This is a genomic window from Streptococcus pasteurianus, assembly GCF_004843545.1.
Taxonomy (GTDB): Bacteria; Bacillota; Bacilli; order Lactobacillales; family Streptococcaceae; genus Streptococcus; species Streptococcus pasteurianus.
Window position 1 is genome coordinate 1,091,464 of sequence record NZ_CP039457.1, and the last position, 20,549, is coordinate 1,112,012.

Sequence of the window (20,549 nt, forward strand, 5' to 3'; positions counted from 1 at the left end):
TTACTCTAGGTCTTCTCCAGTTTTTTCTTCCTCTTCTTCTGGCTCAACAAGTGCAAACGTCATAAGTTTAGCGTCTTGGTCAAGTTTCATGATTTTTACACCTAATGTGGCACGACCTGTTTGTGAGATACTAGCAACATTTGTACGAATAATAACCCCTGTGTCAGTAATAACCATAATATCTTCATCGCCATTCACGGTTGCTAAGCCTGCTAACTGGCCATTCTTTTCAGCAATATTTGCAGTCTTAATACCTTTACCACCACGACCTTTGGTTGGGTATTCTGAAGCTAATGTACGTTTTCCGTAACCTTTTTCCGTAATAACAAGTACTTCTTGGTCATCTGAAATACGTGAAGCTCCGACCACTTCATCACCTTCACGAAGATTGACACCACGAACACCTGTAGCAGAACGGCTCATGCTACGCACGGCAGACTCATTGAAACGAACGCTGTAACCAGTTTTAGTACCGATAATAATATCGTTGTTACCATTTGTTCTGATAACGTTGATTAATTCATCACCATCTTTAAGATTAAGGGCTTTTAGTCCATTTTGGCGAATATTGCTAAATTCAGATTCTAGGGTACGTTTAACAACACCTTGACGCGTAACGAAGAAAAGATAACTTTCTTTGTCATCATGCCCAGACTGACTAATGATTGTCTGAACGATTTCACCTTCATCTAATTTCAAAAGGTTAACAATTGGCAATCCTTTGGCTGTACGTCCATATTCTGGGATTTCATAAGCTTTCAAGCGATAAACGCGACCTTTGTTTGTCATAAAATAAACATGGTCGTGGGTACTTGTGGATACCAATTCACGAACAAAATCATCATCATTAACACCAGTACCTTGAACACCACGTCCACCACGTTTTTGGGCACGAAATTCATCTTGCGCCAAACGTTTAATATACCCTTTATTTGAAAGAGTAATAAGAACGTCTTCTTCTTCAATCAAGTCTTCATCTTCAAGAGAAAGAACTTCCCCAACCATCAATTCTGTACGACGTGGGTCAGCATACTTACGCTTGATGTCATCCATTTCTTCTTTGATGATCGCGACAACACGTTCTGGTTTTGCTAAAATATCAGCCAAATCAGCAATTAAAGCAAGCAAATCATCATATTCAGCTTGGATTTTTTCACGTTCCAAACCTGTCAAACGACGAAGACGCATATCAAGGATAGCTTGGCTTTGACGTTCAGACAAATCAAAACGGCTCATCAATTCACCTTGGGCAATCACATCTGTTTCACTGTTTCGGATAATGCTGATAACCTCATCAAGGTGATCAAGTGCAACCAGCAACCCTTCTAAGATGTGAGCGCGTTTTTCAGCCTTAGCTTTATCAAATTCTGTACGACGAACAATAACTTCTTTTTGATGTTCAATATAATCAACAATGATTTGTTTTAAAGAAAGAATCTTTGGTACACCATTTTCAATAGCGAGCATATTAAAGCTAAAGTTTGTTTGTAAACTGGTTAATTTAAACAAGTTATTTAAGATAACATTTGCTGAGGCATCGCGGCGTACTTCGATGACGAAACGAATACCTTCACGGCTTGATTCATCACGAACAGCTGTAATTCCTTCAATACGTTTTTCTTGCGCTAAGCGAACAATGTGTTCATGTACTTTCGTCTTGTTAACACCGTATGGGAATTCTGTGACAACGATACGTTCGCGTCCACTCTTAGTTGTTTCAATTTCAGTGCGAGAACGTAAAACGATTGATCCTTTACCTGTTTCGTAAGCTTTACGAATACCAGATTTTCCCATAACAAGTGCACCTGTTGGAAAGTCAGGACCAGGCAAGACCTCCATTAGTTCACGTGTTGTTACGTCAGGGTTATCCATAACCAGCTTGACGGCATCAATAGACTCTCCTAAGTTGTGCGGTGGGATATTCGTTGCCATACCAACAGCAATCCCTGTAGCGCCATTAACAAGCAAGTTTGGAAAACGTGACGGCAAAACAAGCGGCTCGCGCTCACTACCATCGTAGTTATCTTGAAAGTCAACGGTATTTTTGTTAATATCACGAAGCATTTCAAGAGCAATTTTGCTCATGCGTGCTTCTGTATAACGCTGAGCAGCAGCACCGTCACCATCCATAGAACCGAAGTTCCCGTGCCCATCAACAAGCATATGACGATAGCTCCACCACTGTGCCATACGAACCATGGCTTCATAAATAGACGAATCGCCATGTGGGTGATATTTACCCATAACATCCCCAGTGATACGCGCAGATTTCTTATGAGGTTTGTCTGGTGTCACACCGAGCTCATTCATTCCATATAAAATACGACGATGAACTGGTTTTAATCCATCGCGTACATCCGGAAGCGCACGAGCGACAATAACAGACATGGCGTAATCAATAAAGCTTGTCTTCATTTCTGAAGTCAGATTTACGTCAATTAAATTCTTATCCTGCATTAAGGAAAAACACTCCTTTTCTAGTGTAAAACTCTACTTCATTATACCACATTTTTGGCAAAAATAGCGCTTTTTCGCCAGAATCACTTGCTTTCTTGTTTTTTTCAAAGTTTTTACAATTTAGTTCGTGACATATCTTACTTAACGTGTTAAAATATTATCGTATGGGCGAGAGTCCCTAAAAAAATTAAGGAGATGTTTAGATAAATGACTGCAACTAAACAACACAAAAAAGTTATCCTTGTTGGTGACGGTGCCGTAGGTTCATCTTACGCATTCGCACTTGTAAACCAAGGAATCGCACAAGAACTTGGTATCATCGAAATCCCACAATTGTTCGACAAAGCTGTTGGGGATGCTGAAGACCTTAGCCACGCTCTTGCTTTCACTTCACCTAAAAAAATCTATGCTGCTAAATACGAAGACTGTGCAGATGCTGACCTTGTTGTTATCACTGCTGGTGCACCTCAAAAACCAGGTGAAACTCGTCTTGACCTTGTTGGTAAAAACCTTGCTATCAACAAATCAATCGTAACTGAAGTTGTTAAATCTGGTTTCAACGGAATTTTCTTAGTCGCTGCTAACCCAGTTGACGTTTTGACTTACTCTACATGGAAATTCTCTGGCTTCCCTAAAGAACGCGTTATTGGTTCAGGTACTTCACTTGACTCAGCTCGTTTCCGTCAAGCATTGGCTGAAAAACTTGATGTTGATGCACGTTCAGTTCACGCATACATCATGGGTGAACACGGTGACTCAGAGTTTGCAGTTTGGTCACACGCTAACGTTGCAGGTGTAAACCTTGAAAACTACCTAAAAGATGTTCAAAACGTTAACGAAGCTGAATTGGTTGAACTTTTCGAAGGTGTTCGTGATGCTGCTTACTCAATCATCAACAAAAAAGGTGCTACATTCTATGGTATCGCTGTTGCGCTTGCTCGTATCACTAAAGCAATCCTTAATGACGAAAATGCAGTTCTTCCACTTTCTGTATTCCAAGAAGGTCAATACCCTGGCGTAACTGACTGCTACATCGGTCAACCAGCTATCGTTGGTGCTCATGGTATCGTTCGTCCAGTTAATATTCCTTTGAATGACGCTGAACAACAAAAAATGGAAGCTTCTGCTAAAGAATTGAAAGCTATCATCGACGAAGCTTTCTCTAAAGAAGAATTTGCTTCTGCAGCTAAAAACTAATTTTAGTTTTTAGCACACTAAAAGCTATCCTGAATCAGGATAGCTTTTTTGTACTCCACTTATTTCGCATTTAACGCTGCCATTGTAATATAATTGTATGGTTTGTTGAAATGCGGTAGGAAGAATAAGTCTGTTAAAGCAAGTTTATCAATCGTCACTTGTTCTTGGATAGCAAGTGAGAACAAGTGAATCCCCATTGAAATGTCTTTTTTCGCCATTATTTGTGCACCAAGAATGACACGTGATGTTTTATCATAAACAATTTTTAGAGTAACTTGAAAATTATCTTTTTGAATAAATTCCGGCTTTTGATTATCTACATACTCGACTTCAAGAGCATCGAAACCTTTGGCTTTTGCCTTTTCTAAAGTCAATCCTGTCGAAACCATATTCAATCCATAAATTGAAATACCATTTGAACCTTGAACACCTGCTCCTTCTAACTTATGACCGCAAGCGTTGTGTGCGGCAACAATCCCTGTACGGACAGCGTTTGAAGCAAGGGCGATATAGTCTGTTGATTGTGTCGCATTGTTATAAATCGTAGCACAATCCCCGATAGCATAGACACCAGACATACTTGTTTCTTGGTATTTATCAACTAAAAAGGCTCCATTTGGGAACAATTTAATTTTATCTTGAGCCAATGCTGTATTAGGACGGAAACCAACTGCTAGAATAACCATATCGACATCGTATTCTGATTTATCAGTAATGATTTTTTCCACTTTTGTTTTACCAACAATTTCCTGCACAGCTTCTCCAAATGCTAAATGAATGCCATGTTCTTGCAAATTATTTGCCATTGCATCACTCAAATCGCGGTCATAATACCCAGCTAAACAAGTCTCTGCAACGTCAATAAGCGTTACTTCTTTTCCTTTGCGTTGGAAAGCCTCTGCCAACTCAACACCGATATAACCTGCTCCTACAACAGCTACACGAGAAATATCTTTCTCTTTCAATTTCTCGATGACATCTTCAGCATTTTGGTAAAGTTTAACAAATTGAACATTTTCGAGTTTTGATTCAAATTCAAGCGAGTCTTCTTTCATGCTAACACCCTTAATTGGTGGGATGATTGGCTGTGAGCCTGTTGCAAAAATCAATTTATCATATGTTTCAAAATGTTTTTGCCCATCAACAAGTGCTGTGATTTCTTTTTTATCATAATCAATCGATTCCACAGGAGAATTCATATAAACCTTAGCGCCAAGTTGTTCTAATTCATCCTTGTCTGAATAGAATAATCCTTCAGGTCCAGCGATTTGTTCACCAATCCATAATGCCATACCACAACCGAGAAATGAAATATTTGAATTTTGGTCAAAAACAACTACTTCATTTTCAGTACCATAATTGGTTAACATTGTCTTTATGCAAGCTGTACCAGCATGATTTGCTCCAATAACAACAATTTTACTCATAGAAAATAACCTCTAACTAATTAAATTTAACATGATTAATATACCATATTTATAAAACGCTTACAAATAATTTGATTATAAAAAATAAGATGGCTTTTGAATGAACTACATCCCAAAAGTCGGACTATTAATTTTGATAAGGATTTAGTTCTATATTGTACAAAGTTAAGTTTGGCCTTAATACGTTTATTGTTGTTATAAAAATATAATCTGGAGTTGCTTGTTCCTCCAGATTATCCAGCGACTTAAAAGACTTTTCATAACTGTACTTTAAGCTGTCAAAGAAGGACTCCATCATGCCGTTGTCCGGGCTATTTCCCTTGCGTGACATAGTTGGACGAATCCCTTTGGATGCTAAAGACTAGTGCTGATATTACCACCCTTGCTCGTAGTGAAGAATTGTGTAAGCAATTCAAGTTATCTGTGAAATGACGGCGAATTTTTCTAGACATGGTATTTGCCTATTTTATTTAATGTAGAGCACTTTATAATTTCTGTCTAGTGTAGTGTTGATTCAACACATTCCACAACTAAAAAATTACTACAACCTTTATCAATTACTCCTTTTTCACTTACAAGAAAAGAATACCGAACAATTCTTTGGATTAATTGAGGAAACCTTACCTCAACACAACCACTCTTTTAAAACAGCACTAACAACTTTCATTCACTATAAGAAATACATTACTAACGCCAAACTTGAAGCAACCAACAAGCTCATCAAAAATATTAAACGCAATGCTTTTGGTTATAGGCACTTTAATAACTTTAAAAAACGCATTTACCTCGCTTTAAACATCAAAAAAGCGAGAACAATATCTGTTCTCGCTAGAGCTTAACTTTGACCCCCATTACGATTGACAAGAAGCCGAAATAAGCTGGTTTTACCAGCTTATTTTTACTTTATTTAGATTTAATATAGTTAACACCATCAGCCTTAGGTGCTACTGCTTTACCAAAGAAGGCAGCCAAAACAACAATTGTCAAAACGTATGGTGCTACCTTTAGGTAAACAGATGGAATACTTGAGAAGAGTGGCAATTGTGCACCGATAATCGCAAGTGACTGTGACAAACCAAAGAACAAACTCGAAAGCATTGCACCGATTGGATTCCAACGACCAAAAATCATAGCAGCCAAAGCAATGAAACCTGGACCAGCAATTGTTGTGACCGCAAAGTTATTAGAGATTGTTTGCGCGTAAACAGCGCCTCCGATACCACCAAAGAAACCTGAAATCATAACTCCAGCATAACGCATAAGATAGACATTGATTCCAAGCGTATCAGCAGCTTGTGGATGTTCACCAACAGAACGCAAGCGAAGTCCAAAACGTGTTTTGAAAATGATAAACCATGAAATAAACGATACTAAAATTGCAACGTAGGCAACTAATGATGTATTGTTAAAGAAAATTTGTCCAATAACTGGGATATCTTTCAAAATTGGGAATGAAAAACGTCCGAATGTCTCTGAGATGGTATCCGTCTGTCCTTTACCAAAAAGGTAACGACATAGAAAGACTGCAAATGAAGGGGCAATCAAATTCAATACAGTCCCAGAAACAACGTGGTCTGCTCGAAAATTAATTGTTGCGACAGCGTGGATTAGTGAGTAAAGCAAACCGACGAATCCAGCAACGATTGAGGCAACCCATGGTGTAGCATTGCCGAAAACCTCTGAAAAGCTAAGGTTAAAGAGAACACCAGAAAATGCCCCCATGACCATAATACCTTCAAGTCCCACATTTACAACACCGGCACGTTCAGAGAAAGTTCCGCCGATACTAGTAAAAATTAAAGGTGCAGAATAGATTAACATGGAAGAAACTAATAGGGCTAACATTGTTGTAAAACTCATTTTACTTTCCTCCTTCTATTTTTTTAGTTTTAAGAAAATGACGGATCATATAATCTGCTCCAACGAAGAAAATAATGAAAGCAGAAACAACATCAATAACTTCTGACGGAATACCAATCATACCTGTTTTACCAATTGAAAGAACAGCATACAAGAACGCAGCAAATGGAATACCAATAGCATTATTAACCGCAAGAAGCGAAACCGCCATACCATCCCAACCAATGCTTAATGAACTTGTTTGAGAATAAACATTTTCAAATGTTCCTAGACCTTCTACTGTTCCACCAAGACCAGCAAGTGCTCCTGAGATAATCATTGAAATGATAATTAGGCGTTTAGCAGACATACCAGCGTATTCTGCTGCATGTGGGTTAATACCAACAGATGTGATTTCGTAGCCAAGTGTTGTTTTCTTCATCATAAACCAGATGATAATAACAGCGATAAAAGCGATGAAAATACCAATATTCATACGTGAATTGTTTGTTAGTGCTGAGAGCCATTCTGTCTGATAAGAGGCATTTTCAGAAACTTTGATAGTTGCTTCTGTTGTACGCATGATATTGTCAGGAAAAACATTTTGGATAAGGTACTGTGTTGAATACAAGATGATATAGTTCATCATAATTGTGACAATAACTTCACTTGTTCCAAGGAATGCACGTAAAATACCAGGAATTGCACCAGCAATACCACCAGCAACAAGTCCAACAACAATAGTACAAATCACTGAAATTGGTTTTGGTAAATCAGGGAAAGAAAGTGCGAACCACACTGACATTACCCAACCGATTAAAGCTTGACCCGGAAGTCCAACGTTGAAGAAACCAGCTTTTGAAGCAACCGAGAAACCAAGAGCGATTAAGATAAGCGGACCCATGGCACGGAAGATTTCACCAATATTTTTAATAGAACCAAATGCAGTATAAAGTAGGTCGTTATACCCCCAAAGAGGATTATAACCAAAGCAAAGCATGAGGATTGCCCCTAATAACATACCGAGAACAACGGCAATTAAAGGAACAGCCCATTTTTGTGTTTTCTTAGACATTAGCATCCTCCTTTTTCACTTTTCCGCCAGCCATTAAAATACCAAGTTCTTGTTTATTGGTTTGGGCAGCGTCTAAGATACCTTGAATTTTACCATCATGAATAACGGCAATACGGTCGGAAACATCAAGGATTTCATCTAATTCAAAACTAATAACGAGTACAGCTTTTCCTTTATCACGCTCAGCGACAAGACGTTTGCGAATATATTCAATCGCACCAACATCTAGTCCACGTGTTGGTTGGCTAACAATCAATAAATCTGGGTTACGATCAATTTCACGAGCGATAACTGCTTTTTGTTGGTTACCACCAGAAAGCGCACCGCCTGCTACCAATTCACTAGCAGCGCGGACATCAAATTCTGCCATCAACTCACGGGCATGTTCGTTTAATTTATTATAGTTCATGAAACCGTGTTTACTAAATGGTTCTTTATAGTATGTTTGAAGAGCGATATTCTCAGCAATTGTCATATCTAGAACCATACCATCACGATGACGATCTTCAGGAACATGACCAACGCCTAACTCCGTAATCTTACGAGGGCGTTCATTTGTCATGTCCACGCCTTTAATGATGACGTTACCTGATTCGACCTTACGAAGACCAGTGATTGCTTCAACAAGTTCACTTTGCCCATTACCATCGATACCAGCAATACCAACAATCTCACCTGCACGGACATCCAGAGAAAGTTCTTTGACCGCAGGAACACCACGATTTTCGTTAACAACTAAATCCTTAACGGAAAGAACAACATCTTTTGGATTAGCAGGAATTTTTTCGGTTTTAAACGAGACAGCACGTCCAACCATCATCTCTGCTAATTCTTCACTTGTTGAATCAGCAACTGGTACTGTTTGAATAGATTTTCCGTGACGAATAACTGTGACCCTGTCAGCAACGGCACGAATTTCATCCAATTTATGCGTGATTAAGATGATAGATTTTCCTTCTTTAACCAAGTTACGCATAATATCAAGTAATTCAGCGATTTCAGAAGGTGTTAAAACAGCTGTTGGTTCGTCAAAGATAATGATATCGGCACCACGATAAAGTGTTTTTAAAATTTCAACACGTTGTTGTGCTCCAACAGTAATATCTGAAATTTTAGCTGACGGATCAACTGCTAGACCGTATCTTTCAGATAGCTCTTTGATTTCTTCAGTTGCTTTTTTTAGATTAAGAATCCCACCTTTTTTGGTTACCTCGTTACCTAAAATAATATTTTCAGCCACTGTAAAAGCTTCAACCAACATAAAGTGCTGGTGAACCATTCCGATTCCCATTTTAGCTGATTTTGAAGGTGAATCTAAGCGAGCAACTTCTCCCTTCACTAAAATTTCACCGCTTGTTGGTTGTAAAAGACCGGCAAGCATATTCATCAAAGTCGATTTCCCGGCACCGTTTTCCCCAAGAAGGGCATGGATTTCACCTTTTTTGACTTCTAAATTGATATGGTCATTAGCTACAAAATCACCAAATTTTTTAGTAATTTTACGCATTTCAATGACTTTTTCTTGTGTCATATGTGATCCTTTCAGTCTAATAATTAATAATTTTAGGTCAGCTAAGCCCACTAAATTCTCTAAAAAGAGTTTTTTAATGAACTTAACTGAGGTAAAATTGCTATTTCCCTCAGCCCTGAAAAAAGGCGACCTATTTGGTCGCTTCCTTCAAGAATGATAATTTTTAATCACTCAAACCATCATCAACAGTGATTTCACCATCGATAATTTTTTGTTTGGCAGTTTCAAGCGCTTCTTTAATGCTATCAGAAAGGTTATCTGTGACAACATCAACACCACCGTCTGCAAGACCGTATGTTTTTGTTGTGTTTCCGTTGAATTTTTCACCTTTAAGTTGTTTGTTAGAAATATCTTGAACGACTTGTCCTACTTCTTTAATTGTAGAAGTCAAAACAAAGTTAGAATCAACATTATCAGATGATGTGTAGTCACCTTCTTCTGATTGGTCACGATCGACACCAATTACCCAAACTTTTTGGTCGCTATCAGCTGTTAATTTTTCATTAATTTCTTTGGCTTGTGAGAAGACACCTGTACCAGAACCACCTGCGGCATGGTAGATAACATCTGCACCACCTGCATACATAGTAGCGGCGACTGTTTTACCTTTGGCAGAGTCTGAATAAGAACCAACGTATTGAACATCAACTTTGATTGAGCTATCAACTGATGCTACACCTGCTTTGAAACCAGTTTCAAAACGTGTGATTGTATCTGATTCAACACCACCTACAAAACCAACGTGTTTTGTTTTTGTTTGCATAGCAGCTGCGATACCTGCAAGATAAGCACCTTCGTTATCAGCAAACAAGACACTTTCAACGTTATCTTGATCAGAAACAGTATCGTCAACGATAACATAGTTAACATCTTTGTTTTCTGGGGCAGCTTCTTCAACTGCATCATGAAGGTTGTAACCAATAGCAAAAATCAAGTTATAACCGTTTGAAACAGCTGAATCAAGGTTAGTTGCATAGTCTGACTCACTATCTGATTGGAAGTAAGTGTAGTCAGTATCTTTTGTTAAATCATTTTCTTTACCCCAAGCTTGTAAACCTTCCCAAGCTGATTGGTTAAATGATTTATCATCAACACCACCCGTATCCGTTATAATAGCAGCTTTTACGCTAGAATCGGAGCTAGAGCTAGATGAATTTGAACGGCTACAAGCACCAAGTGCTAATGTTGCTACTGCAGCAAGTCCAAGACCAACAATTTTCTTGTTCATGAAAATGAAACCTCCTAAAAAACTTATAAGCTAAGCAACACAGTTGCTAAATATATATCAAGCCAAGTGGCTCAATGACACTTTTAATAAGACTTTTTCAAGCCTTATAGACTGTGGTAATAAGCCACTTGACCGTCATCACGACCGTCCACCCTTTTCTCTTCCATCTCATAACGTAAAAAATATTATTAATGTTAGTAACTACTATTAGCAGTTTCACCGTTGACAATCGCTACACCTGCAGAAGTTCCAATTCGTGTTGCACCTGCTTTAATAAAAGCTTCAGCATCTGCATATGAGCGTGTACCGCCTGCGGCTTTTACTCCGATATTTGGTCCAACAGTCTTACGCATCAATGTCACGTCGGCGATATTTGCACCTGCAGTTGAAAAACCAGTTGAAGTTTTAACGTAATCTGCACCTGCTGCAACCGCTAATTGGCAAGCTTTTACTTTTTCGCCGTCTGTCAAAAGACAAGTTTCAATGATAACTTTTACTAACTTATCACCGCTTGCTTCTACAACAGCGCGAATATCAGCTTCAACAGCATCATATTGTCCTGATTTTAATTGACCGATATTGATAACCATATCGATCTCATCGGCACCATTAGCAACAGCATCTTTCGTCTCAAAAGCTTTCACACTACTAGTGTTTGCCCCAAGAGGAAAACCAATAACCGTACAAACATTAACTTCAGTACCTTTTAAAGCCTTAGCAGCATACGATACCCAAGTTGGATTAACACAAACGCTAGCAAACTGATACTCTACTGCTTCTGCAATCAGCTTATCAATTTGAGTTTGAGTGCTTTCAGGTTTTAATAAAGTATGATCAATATACCTATTAATAGCCATTTTTACTTCCTTCCGAAAAAATTTTTCAATTGATTAATAATCACACTTTCTTTATTCTACCATTTTTTTTAAAATATGTAAGTACTTTTTGCCGATTTTTTAATAAATAGTAAAAATGGCAAAAACCGAAAAAATATTAAAATGATTTTATAATTCACTATCTTCAAAGAAAGCCTTATTACAGCAAGTTTTTTGATTTATATATGACATTTGTGTCATGTGTCACATTCGGCATTTCTGAACTTTTTGAGATGAAATTGCTCCTAACGGAAGGAATTTACAACATTTGAAATAATATTTTTACATTTTGTAAGCGCTTTATATTGTGGTTTTTCAAAGCATAATTATACCGCCGAAACTGACATCTGTCACAAGTATTGATATTATGGGAATCTATAAAAAATCCTTATTAAACAAGATTTATCATCTCAATTTAATAAAGATTTTTTATTCACTTATTCAGTTTTTGTGCTTCGTAAAATATAATACCCTTTATCACGTTTTAGGATATCAACATTGCCAAAAATTTCTACCATCTTCGCTTTAGCACTTGGTGCTCCTTGCTTCTTTTGAATAACAATTGTTAGGTGACCGCCATCCTTAAGATAATTAATACTATCAGCAATAATCGTATGAACAACTTGTTTTCCTGCACGAATCGGAGGATTGCTAATAATATAATCAAAAGTACCAGATACTTTTTCATAGATATTAGATTGAAAAATATTTGCTGTAACACCGTTTTTTTCAGCATTTTTTTGCGCCAAATCAATAGCTCGGTTGTTAATATCAACCATAGTCGCTTGAACACCTTGAACTTTTGCTAAAGAAATACCTAGTGGACCATAACCGCAGCCTAAATCCAAAAGTGTTTTGCTTTTTTCAAAATCTAACGTACTCAAAAGCACTTGGCTGCCATAATCAATCATTTTTTTAGAGAAAACACCTGAATCAGTTAAAAATGTGAACGGCTGCCCCAAAAGAGTAACCTTCAACTCATGAATATCATGAGCACTATCAGGATTTTCTGCATAATACATCTTTGTCATTTTCTACCATTTCCTCCTAGAATGCTTTTCCATTTTAACATAAATTGTAACGGTTTTCAATTAAGGATTAAAATGCTATAATAGACCACATATCCCTCTCTGTAAGGAGCTTCGTATGACGAACGAATTTATTAATTTTGATAATATTTCTCGAAAAACTTGGCAAGAATTGCATCGTAAGATACAACCGCTTCTAACTGCCGAAGAATTGGAATCAATTAAAAGTTTGAACGACAATATCAGCATTCAAGATGTGGTTGAGGTTTATCTTCCTTTGATTAGCTTAATTCAGATTTACAAAAATGCTCAAGAGAATCTTTCGTTTTCAAAAAGTATTTTTCTGAAAAAAGAAGTAAGTAAACGCCCGTTTATCATTGGTATTTCCGGGTCAGTTGCTGTTGGAAAATCAACGACTAGCCGCCTTTTGCAGCTTCTCCTATCACGGACTTTCAAAGACAGCAAAGTTGAAATGGTAACAACTGACGGATTCATTTATCCAAATGATGTTTTAATTGAGCGAAATATACTTGACCGCAAAGGTTTTCCCGAAAGTTATAACATGGAACTTCTGCTAAATTTCCTTGATACCGTCAAAAACGGCATGATGGCTGAGATTCCTATTTATTCGCATGAAATTTATGACATCATTCCTGACCAAAAACAAACGATTGATACCCCTGATTTTCTGATTGTCGAAGGAATCAACGTTTTTCAAAACCAGAAGAATAAACGATTGTACATGACAGGGTATTTTGATTTTTCAATTTATATTGACGCAGAAAATGATAATATCGAAAAATGGTATTTGGAACGTTTTGAAAGTTTATTAGAATTGGCAAAAGCAGACAAAAACAACTATTATCACCGTTTTGTTGACATGTCGAAAAGCGAAGCCTTAGCTTTAGCTAAGAACACTTGGAAAACAATCAATTTAGTCAATCTTGAAAAATACATTGAACCAACGCGAAACCGTGCTGAATTAATTTTACACAAGACTGTGGATCATAAAATCGATAGTATTTATTTGAAAAAATAAGTAATTTTTTTGAAAGAGTGATTAATACTTGCCAAAAGTCAATAATTTCTATATAATAATGTAGTTAGATTAATTTGGAGGTGAAAACATTGGCAAATATTAAATCAGCTATCAAACGCGCTGAACTTAACGTTAAACAAAACGAAAAGAACTCAGCACAAAAATCAGCTATGCGTTCTGCTATCAAAGCATTCGAAGCTAACCCATCTGAAGAGCTTTTCCGCGCTGCTTCTTCTAGCATCGATAAAGCTGAATCAAAAGGGTTGATTCACAAAAACAAAGCTAGCCGCGATAAAGCACGTCTTGCTGCTAAATTGGCTAACTAATATCCAATGAAAACTCCAAATGGAGTTTTTTTCTTTTTCGAAAATAGTTTTTTCTGGTAAATTAGAGATAACAAAAAGGAAGCTGAGAATTTATCAGCTTCCTTTATATTTTTTATTAATGACGATTAAAACGAACTTCAAAAATAGTTCCTTTTGGTTGGTTATCTTTGACTTGAATATCGCCTTTTAAAACATCAACAATTTGCTTAGCAAGTGACAATCCTAGACCAAAACCGCCTTTTTGACGTGTCCGTGCTTTATCCACACGATAAAAACGGTCAAAAATCTTAACTTTATCAGCGTCGCTAATCCCTGGGCCGTTATCAGCAACTGTCAGAATTGTTTGTTTATCTGTTGTTTTAACAGTAAATTCAATGACACCATCATCGTCGGTGTATTTTATGGCATTATCAAATAAGATAGTCATCAGTTGTTTTAACAATGTACGGTCTGATTTGATTGGTCGCTCTGCCAAATTATGTCCGATAAACGTCTTGCCATTTTCTTCAGCAATCATATCGTAATTTTCAAAGATTTCATTGAAAGTTGCTGGTTGAATATCCTCTAACTCAACTTTCAAACCATCGTCACGACGTGCTAAATTTAACAGATTTGTGGTCAGAATTCGCATATTTCGAACTTCGTCTAGACTGGCAGCAATACTTTCACTATTGTCCAAAATTGTAGCATCAGGTCGCCTAAAGAGACTTTCTAAACGATTCTGCAAAACAGCAAGCGGTGTACGCAACTCATGACTAGCATTTTCGACAAAGGATTTTTGTTTTTCATAGCTTTCCATAATTGGTTTTCTTGTCCAATTGGCAAGATAAACACTTGCTACGACCGAAATAATCCAGAAAATAACCATAACAGTAATCGTAATTGTCACGTATCGTTCGTTAGCTTCATCTAACTGACGAACACTAACAAGGAAAGTAGCGTATTTTATACTAGGATACTCGCTACTACTCACTTTTACAGCCAACACATGATATTTCTCGGTTTGACCAAAAATGGTCGTAATCTTCTGTTCTTTGATTTCACCGACACTATCTTCATCAAAAGTTGTCGATAAGGTTCCAAATTGAACAAAAGCATCCAAAGCATTTAAAATTTTACCGTCTTCATCATAAAGAAGAACGCTAACGTTGCTTAGACCAACTCCGCCGGTACTAGGTTTCGCTTTCCCAGAACTACCTGTTCCTCCTGAAAAAGCGTCCGTAGAAGAATCGTCCGATTGCAAAGTATCACTACGTTCCATAGTTCGCGCGACATAATCATCAGCATTGTCTGCTGCATTTTGCAAACTCGTATCAACAGAGGAATAAAGTCCATAACGCATAATCTGCAAAATAATCACTGTCATGATGACAAAAATCCCTGTAAAGACAGCAAAGAAATGAAAGAAATGTGAAAATGTCCCTGATGATAATTTTTTCTGTAATTTATTCAGCATTTTTCAGAATATAACCTACACTCCGTAGGGTCTGAAGGTTTTTAGCAAAAGTAGTGCCTTTAAGTTTTTTTCGAATTTTTGAAACGTAAACCTCAACAACCGAAATCGTTGTATCACTATCAAAGCCCCAAATACGATCAAAAATTTGTGATTTTGGTAAAATAACATTTTGATTTTGTAAGAAATAAACCAACAAGTCAAATTCTTTACCAAGCATTTCCACTTCTTTACCATTAATAGTTGTTGTATTAGTAGAAGTAGTAACAGTTAGCTCTCCATAAGACAAATTATTATCACTAAACTTACCAGAACGTTTCAAAAGAGCTTGGATACGCATTTTTAATTCCTCAAGGTAAAAGGGTTTAGTTAAATAATCATCAGCTCCCAACTCAAATCCATGTCCTTTATCGTCGAGGCTTTCTTTCGCAGTCATAATAAGTACAGGTGTTGATACAGACTTTTCTCGTAATTCTTTTAGAACCTGGAAGCCATCTTTCTCAGGTAACATTAGGTCAAGTAGAATAAGGTCATATACACCACTCTCTGCTTCATACAAACCTTCCTCGCCATCAAACACTTGCATTACATCAGCAAAATCGTCTAAAAAATCAAAAATGGAATTAGATAAACTCAAATCGTCTTCTACTAATAATATTTTAATCATACGCACACTCCTCATATTTATATCATTATATCATGACTTACAGCTTTGGTCTAAAATTTACCATAGCTTTTATAATTTCAATAGCAATTCTTGATAAAAAGCATATCTAATATAACTTAAGATTATCTAAAATACTGTCATTACATAAACAAAATTCAAGAAAAACATCTGAGAAATACTCAGATGTCGCTTCTATTTAACTTCTGCAAGCGCTTCTTCAACAGCTACCTTACTTGTACTAATCAAATCGAGGCGAGCAGAGATTTCTTTGATTCCCATTGCAATATTGCGGCTGATTGCCATATCACCAAGTTGTGGTTCAAAGAAAGCCTTGTACTCTGCAAGACGTTCAGCTGTTTTGAATGAATTGGCAGGGTAAATAACAAATTTATCAAAACTCATGTCACCACCAAGAGCTGATTGAATCCAAGACCAGTTTTCACGTGCCCAAGTCCAGAATGCTCCTTGTGCAAAATCTTTTTCAAGGAATGGGCGGTACCAACTCATTGCTAAGTCTTGTGGTTTCACGATATCTTTGTTCTTCAAAGTGCTTAAGATACGTTCAATTGTGGCTTCTGATTTTGTATTTGATAAAGCAGAAGCTAACTGACGACGGAAATTACCATCATTAGTCTTCACATAAGTATTAAAATACAGAGAAACAAGTTCTTCTGTTTCAGCGTGCTTAATTTGATTTGCCAAAACTGATAGACGGATTGAAGCTGGAATAGCTTCGATATTATCTTTGTATTGATGGAAAATAGTTTCCGCTTTTGTCACAGCATCTTCGTTGTCTGCGTACAACATCAATGAAATCGTATTTTGACGAACCATTTCATCTTCGTCAGATTCATCTGCTTGTGGTTCAAAGCCAAGGCGGTCGTAATTCTTTTGCATGAGGTGGCTAACCAAGGCTTTAAATTGTGCTTGAGCTTGGCTTCCTTCTGTCAAGAAAACATCCAAACCTTCAACAACTTGTGAAATAGCTTCCGCTACCAAATAAGAAGTTTCATCAGCAAGTTTTGTCAATAACGGAACAAGTTCTGCATATGAAATCTCACCACTTTCGGCAAGCAAACGGCGTTCTTGGATGACTTGAAGTTTTGAAACAGTATCAAGTTCAATCAATTGTTCAAGAACAGCATTCAATAATTCGCCTTTATAATTTGTGATGTAGTGAGCAGTATTTTCTGTATTGAGACGAAGAGCTCCTTCGTTTTGCATCGCCAATTGGCTGTAATTTGGAATTTCAAGACGGGCTTCAGTCAACGTCTCTGGAAGTCCTTGCCAATTACTATTAAGTGGAATTGGCCAAATACGATTTTTATCAACAGCTTCCCCAATGAAGAATTGTTTTTGACTAAGAACAAGTGTGTCATCAACAACTTCTGCTGTCACAACAGGATAACCAGGTTGTTCTAACCAAGCATCCATAAAGACTGCAACATCTTTTCCAGATGCTTCTGATAACGCATCCCAAAGGTCACGACCAATAGTATTGCCATATTGGTGTTTTTTGAAATAAATTTTTAAGCCAGCACGAAAATCGTCATCACCAAGCCAACGACGAAGCATGTGCATCAAGCGACTTCCTTTAGCATAAACAATGGCTGGGTCAAACAAAGTATTGATTTCATCAGGATGCTTAACTTCAACATGCACCGATTGGACACCATCAGTTGCATCACGCTGAAGTGCTAGTGGCAGACCTGCTGTTTGAAAATCTTCAAAAATATTCCATGATGGCTCAATAACATCAACAGAAACGTATTCCATCATATTGGCGAATGATTCATTTAGCCATAAATCATCCCACCATTTCATTGTCACAAGGTTACCAAACCATTGGTGAGCCAGTTCATGAGCAATGACAAGCGCTACGTTTTGACGACTCTTAACAGTAGAATTATCGTCAACTAAAAGGTAAACTTCACGATAAGTAACCAATCCCCAATTTTCCATAGCGCCAGCTGAGAAATCAGGCAGAGCAATATGGTATGAAAGTGGGATTGGATACTTAACACCATAATATTCTTCGTAAAAATCAATGACACGAACAGCAATATCTAAAGCAAAGTCTAATGATCTAAGAACGTGTGCCTTTGTTGAGAAAACACCAACCTCCGTGCCATTTTTAGTTTTTGCAGTTTTACCTTGCAAATCCCCAAGAGCAAATGCGAGAAGGTATGATGACATACGAGGCGTTGTATCAAAAGTCCACAGACCTGTTTCCTTACGACGTTCTGTGTCTACTTCTGGCATGTTTGAAAGGACAATTTCACCTTCTGTTTGATCAAATTTAATACTTAAATCAAAAGTAGCTTTCGCTTCTGGTTCATCCACACAAGGAAAAGCCTCTCTAGCAAAATGACTTTCAAATTGTGTCGCTATAACTTCTTTTTTTTCATCATTTACAGTGTAATATGATGGATAGATACCTGTCATATTATCTGTAATCTTACCAGAAAACTCAATAACAAGTGTCATTATACCTGTTTCTGGTAATTCAACATGAACAGCTTCGTTGTTGTTATCAATAGTAAACCCCAAACTTTGATTGTCTAATAAGACAGAAGCAATGATTAAATTTTTTTGGTGAAACGAAATAACATTATCTAAAGCCTCACCACTAATAGCTACATTACCTGAAAAAGTCTTTTCTTGACGGTTAATATCAAGAAAAATATTATAATTTTCAGGAATAAACTTTTCAATAAAATGTTCTACAGTTTTCATATAACTCCTTTAGAATGTAGGAATGAGGATTAGCAACCATTTCCCCATATCATTGAATCGTGTAATTAATTCTGATAATACTTGATAGCAATAATACTCATATCTTAAAATTAATGATGCTTAAGTACCATCGAACCATATCATTATACCACAATCCTAAATATCTGTCAGTTTTTACAAATAAACAAAAAGAAGGTTCACCTCCTTTTTGTTTATTTTTTCTTATAATTCAATAATTTTTCCAGTTTTAAGATAAACAAACCATTCACAGATATTACGAGCGTAGTCACCAATACGTTCTAAATAAGTGATAACTTGAAAATATTCTTTTCCTGCAAAAACAGCATCAGGTTGGTGACGAATTGACTCGACAGCCATATTTTGAATATCACGGAAGTAGTTGTCAACAACTTCATCTAATGCAGCTACTTCATAAGCACGTTCTTCATCGCCTGTAATATATACATCTAAGGCTTCTTCTACCATACTGCGGACGGCTTTACCCATTTTTTTGATTTCTGCTTCAACCTCTGGTAAACGCTCCTCACCTTTAACGCGAATTGTAGCCTTAGCAATTGAAGCTGCGTGATCAGCCATACGTTCAACGTCACTTGAAGCTTTCAAAACTGTAATAACTGTACGCAAATCTTGAGATACAGGTTGCTGTAGTGCAATAATTTCAAGTGATTTTTTTTCTAATTTTGTCTCAAAATTATTAACTACTTCATCTCCTTCAATAACTTCTTTAGCTAACTCGCGATCATGACTAATAAATGCTCGAACAGTCTTATTAATCTGCGAAAGAACTTCAGTTCCCATAGCATAAAATTGATTGTGTAATTTTTCTAGTTCCTCATCAAATTTTGATCTCAACATAATATCATCTCCTTTCTCAGGCTACTAAAACTTAGCCAAACTTTCCTGTAATATAATCTTCTGTCTCTTTGCACTTAGGTTCCATGAACATTTCATGTGTTTTTCCATATTCAATAAGATCACCATCAAGGAAAAAACCTGTTCGATCTGAGATGCGTGATGCTTGTTGCATTGATCGTGTTACAATGAGCATAGTATACTTATCTTTCAAATCATAAAGTGTATCTTCTATTTTACCTGCTGAAATCGGATCAAGCGCTGATGTTGGTTCATCTAATAAAATAATTTTAGGACTTGTAGCTAAAACACGTGCTACACATACACGTTGTTGCTGACCACCAGATAAACCAAGAGCAGAATCGTGGAGCCTATCTTTGACTTCCTTCCAGATGGAAGCACCGATAAGCGACCTCTCTACAGCCTCATCTAGAATTTCTTTATCTTTAATTCCTTTCAAACGTAAACCATAGACAACATTCTCATAGATTGACATAGGAAATGGATTAGGTTGTTGAAAAACCATACCAATTTCTTTACGTAACTCCACAGTATCCGTTCTTGGACTATAAATATTATGACCGTTATAGGCAATTGCACCCGTCAAAGTTACCTCAGGATTAAGGTCCCCCATACGATTAATTGAACGTAAAAGTGTAGATTTTCCTGAACCAGAGGGACCAATTAAAGCCGTTATTTCATTAGGATAGAAATCCATAGACACATTATTTAAAGCCTTTTTCTTGTTATAATAAACGGATAAATCACTTACTTTTAAAATAGGATCTGTCATCGCTT

The 20,549-nt window shown here is 36.9% G+C and carries 16 protein-coding genes and 2 pseudogenes; 4 read left to right on the forward strand and 14 right to left on the reverse strand.

Features of this window, described 5'->3' with window-relative positions:
* Entirely contained in the window at positions 1-2,457 is a 2,457-nt protein-coding gene (gyrA, locus tag E8M05_RS05805; RefSeq protein WP_048791193.1) for a DNA gyrase subunit A, read from the reverse strand.
* 207 nt (positions 2,458-2,664) lie between these two features.
* Between gyrA and E8M05_RS05810 the strand changes: the two genes are divergently transcribed.
* Positions 2,665-3,654 carry an L-lactate dehydrogenase gene (locus E8M05_RS05810; RefSeq protein ID WP_003064856.1) on the forward strand — a complete coding sequence of 330 codons (990 nt, stop codon included), beginning with the start codon at positions 2,665-2,667 and terminating at the stop codon, positions 3,652-3,654.
* 59 nt (positions 3,655-3,713) lie between these two features.
* Here E8M05_RS05810 and nox read toward each other — a convergent pair whose 3' ends face one another.
* Together nox and E8M05_RS05820 are read right to left on the reverse strand one after the other, a co-directional pair.
* On the reverse strand, positions 3,714-5,081 hold the full coding sequence (nox, locus tag E8M05_RS05815) for a H2O-forming NADH oxidase (RefSeq protein WP_048791194.1): 1,368 nt from the start codon (positions 5,079-5,081) through the stop codon (positions 3,714-3,716).
* A gap of 140 nt (positions 5,082-5,221) precedes the next feature.
* A pseudogene (locus E8M05_RS05820) lies at positions 5,222-5,439 on the reverse strand (IS3 family transposase); the annotation flags it as partial.
* A 163-nt stretch (positions 5,440-5,602) separates the two neighbouring features.
* Between E8M05_RS05820 and E8M05_RS05825 the strand changes: the two are divergent.
* Positions 5,603-5,920 (forward strand): annotated as a pseudogene (locus tag E8M05_RS05825) (transposase); the annotation flags it as partial.
* A 64-nt stretch (positions 5,921-5,984) separates the two neighbouring features.
* On the opposite strand, the gene E8M05_RS05830 reads toward E8M05_RS05825, so the two are convergent.
* The 6 genes from E8M05_RS05830 to E8M05_RS05855 all read right to left on the reverse strand — a co-directional run bounded on the left by E8M05_RS05830 (position 5,985) and on the right by E8M05_RS05855 (position 12,660).
* On the reverse strand, positions 5,985-6,941 hold the full coding sequence (locus E8M05_RS05830) for an ABC transporter permease (RefSeq protein ID WP_003064861.1): 957 nt from the start codon (positions 6,939-6,941) through the stop codon (positions 5,985-5,987).
* A 1-nt stretch (position 6,942) separates the two neighbouring features.
* Positions 6,943-7,995, reverse strand: a complete 1,053-nt coding sequence (locus E8M05_RS05835; RefSeq protein ID WP_013851851.1) for an ABC transporter permease — start codon at positions 7,993-7,995, stop codon at positions 6,943-6,945.
* Positions 7,988-9,526: an ABC transporter ATP-binding protein gene (locus E8M05_RS05840; protein WP_041973424.1), complete on the reverse strand. Its 1,539-nt coding sequence runs from the start codon at positions 9,524-9,526 to the stop codon at positions 7,988-7,990. Before E8M05_RS05840 ends, E8M05_RS05835 begins: the two co-directional genes overlap by 8 nt.
* 163 nt (positions 9,527-9,689) lie before the next feature.
* The gene (locus tag E8M05_RS05845; RefSeq protein WP_003064867.1) at positions 9,690-10,754 is read right to left on the reverse strand and encodes a BMP family lipoprotein; all 1,065 of its coding nucleotides are present in this window, start codon (positions 10,752-10,754) and stop codon (positions 9,690-9,692) included.
* 194 nt (positions 10,755-10,948) lie between these two features.
* Positions 10,949-11,611, reverse strand: a complete 663-nt coding sequence (gene deoC, locus E8M05_RS05850; RefSeq protein ID WP_013851852.1) for a deoxyribose-phosphate aldolase — start codon at positions 11,609-11,611, stop codon at positions 10,949-10,951.
* Positions 11,612-12,066: 455 nt separating this feature from the next.
* On the reverse strand, positions 12,067-12,660 hold the full coding sequence (locus tag E8M05_RS05855) for a class I SAM-dependent methyltransferase (protein ID WP_048791040.1): 594 nt from the start codon (positions 12,658-12,660) through the stop codon (positions 12,067-12,069).
* 115 nt (positions 12,661-12,775) lie between these two features.
* Here E8M05_RS05855 and coaA point away from each other — a divergent pair, with 115 nt between their 5' ends.
* Entirely contained in the window at positions 12,776-13,696 is a 921-nt protein-coding gene (coaA, locus tag E8M05_RS05860) for a type I pantothenate kinase (RefSeq protein ID WP_048791039.1), read from the forward strand.
* Between the two features lie 74 nt (positions 13,697-13,770).
* A complete protein-coding gene (gene rpsT / locus E8M05_RS05865) occupies positions 13,771-14,022 on the forward strand; it encodes a 30S ribosomal protein S20 (RefSeq protein ID WP_003064878.1) in 252 nt (83 codons plus the stop codon).
* Between the two features lie 115 nt (positions 14,023-14,137).
* Here the strand turns inward: rpsT and E8M05_RS05870 are convergent, their stop codons facing one another.
* The 5 genes from E8M05_RS05870 to pstB all read right to left on the reverse strand — a co-directional run bounded on the left by E8M05_RS05870 (position 14,138) and on the right by pstB (position 20,544).
* On the reverse strand, positions 14,138-15,478 hold the full coding sequence (locus tag E8M05_RS05870) for a sensor histidine kinase (RefSeq protein ID WP_003064880.1): 1,341 nt from the start codon (positions 15,476-15,478) through the stop codon (positions 14,138-14,140).
* Positions 15,468-16,142 (reverse strand): response regulator transcription factor, encoded by a 675-nt coding sequence (locus tag E8M05_RS05875; RefSeq protein ID WP_013851854.1) that lies wholly within the window; start codon positions 16,140-16,142, stop codon positions 15,468-15,470. Before E8M05_RS05875 ends, E8M05_RS05870 begins: the two co-directional genes overlap by 11 nt.
* 192 nt (positions 16,143-16,334) lie before the next feature.
* Positions 16,335-18,878 carry a M1 family metallopeptidase gene (locus E8M05_RS05880; protein WP_048791038.1) on the reverse strand — a complete coding sequence of 848 codons (2,544 nt, stop codon included), beginning with the start codon at positions 18,876-18,878 and terminating at the stop codon, positions 16,335-16,337.
* Between the two features lie 222 nt (positions 18,879-19,100).
* Positions 19,101-19,754 (reverse strand): phosphate signaling complex protein PhoU, encoded by a 654-nt coding sequence (phoU, locus tag E8M05_RS05885; protein WP_136596422.1) that lies wholly within the window; start codon positions 19,752-19,754, stop codon positions 19,101-19,103.
* A gap of 31 nt (positions 19,755-19,785) precedes the next feature.
* A complete protein-coding gene (gene pstB / locus E8M05_RS05890; protein ID WP_013851855.1) occupies positions 19,786-20,544 on the reverse strand; it encodes a phosphate ABC transporter ATP-binding protein PstB in 759 nt (252 codons plus the stop codon).
* Positions 20,545-20,549 lie beyond the last annotated feature (5 nt).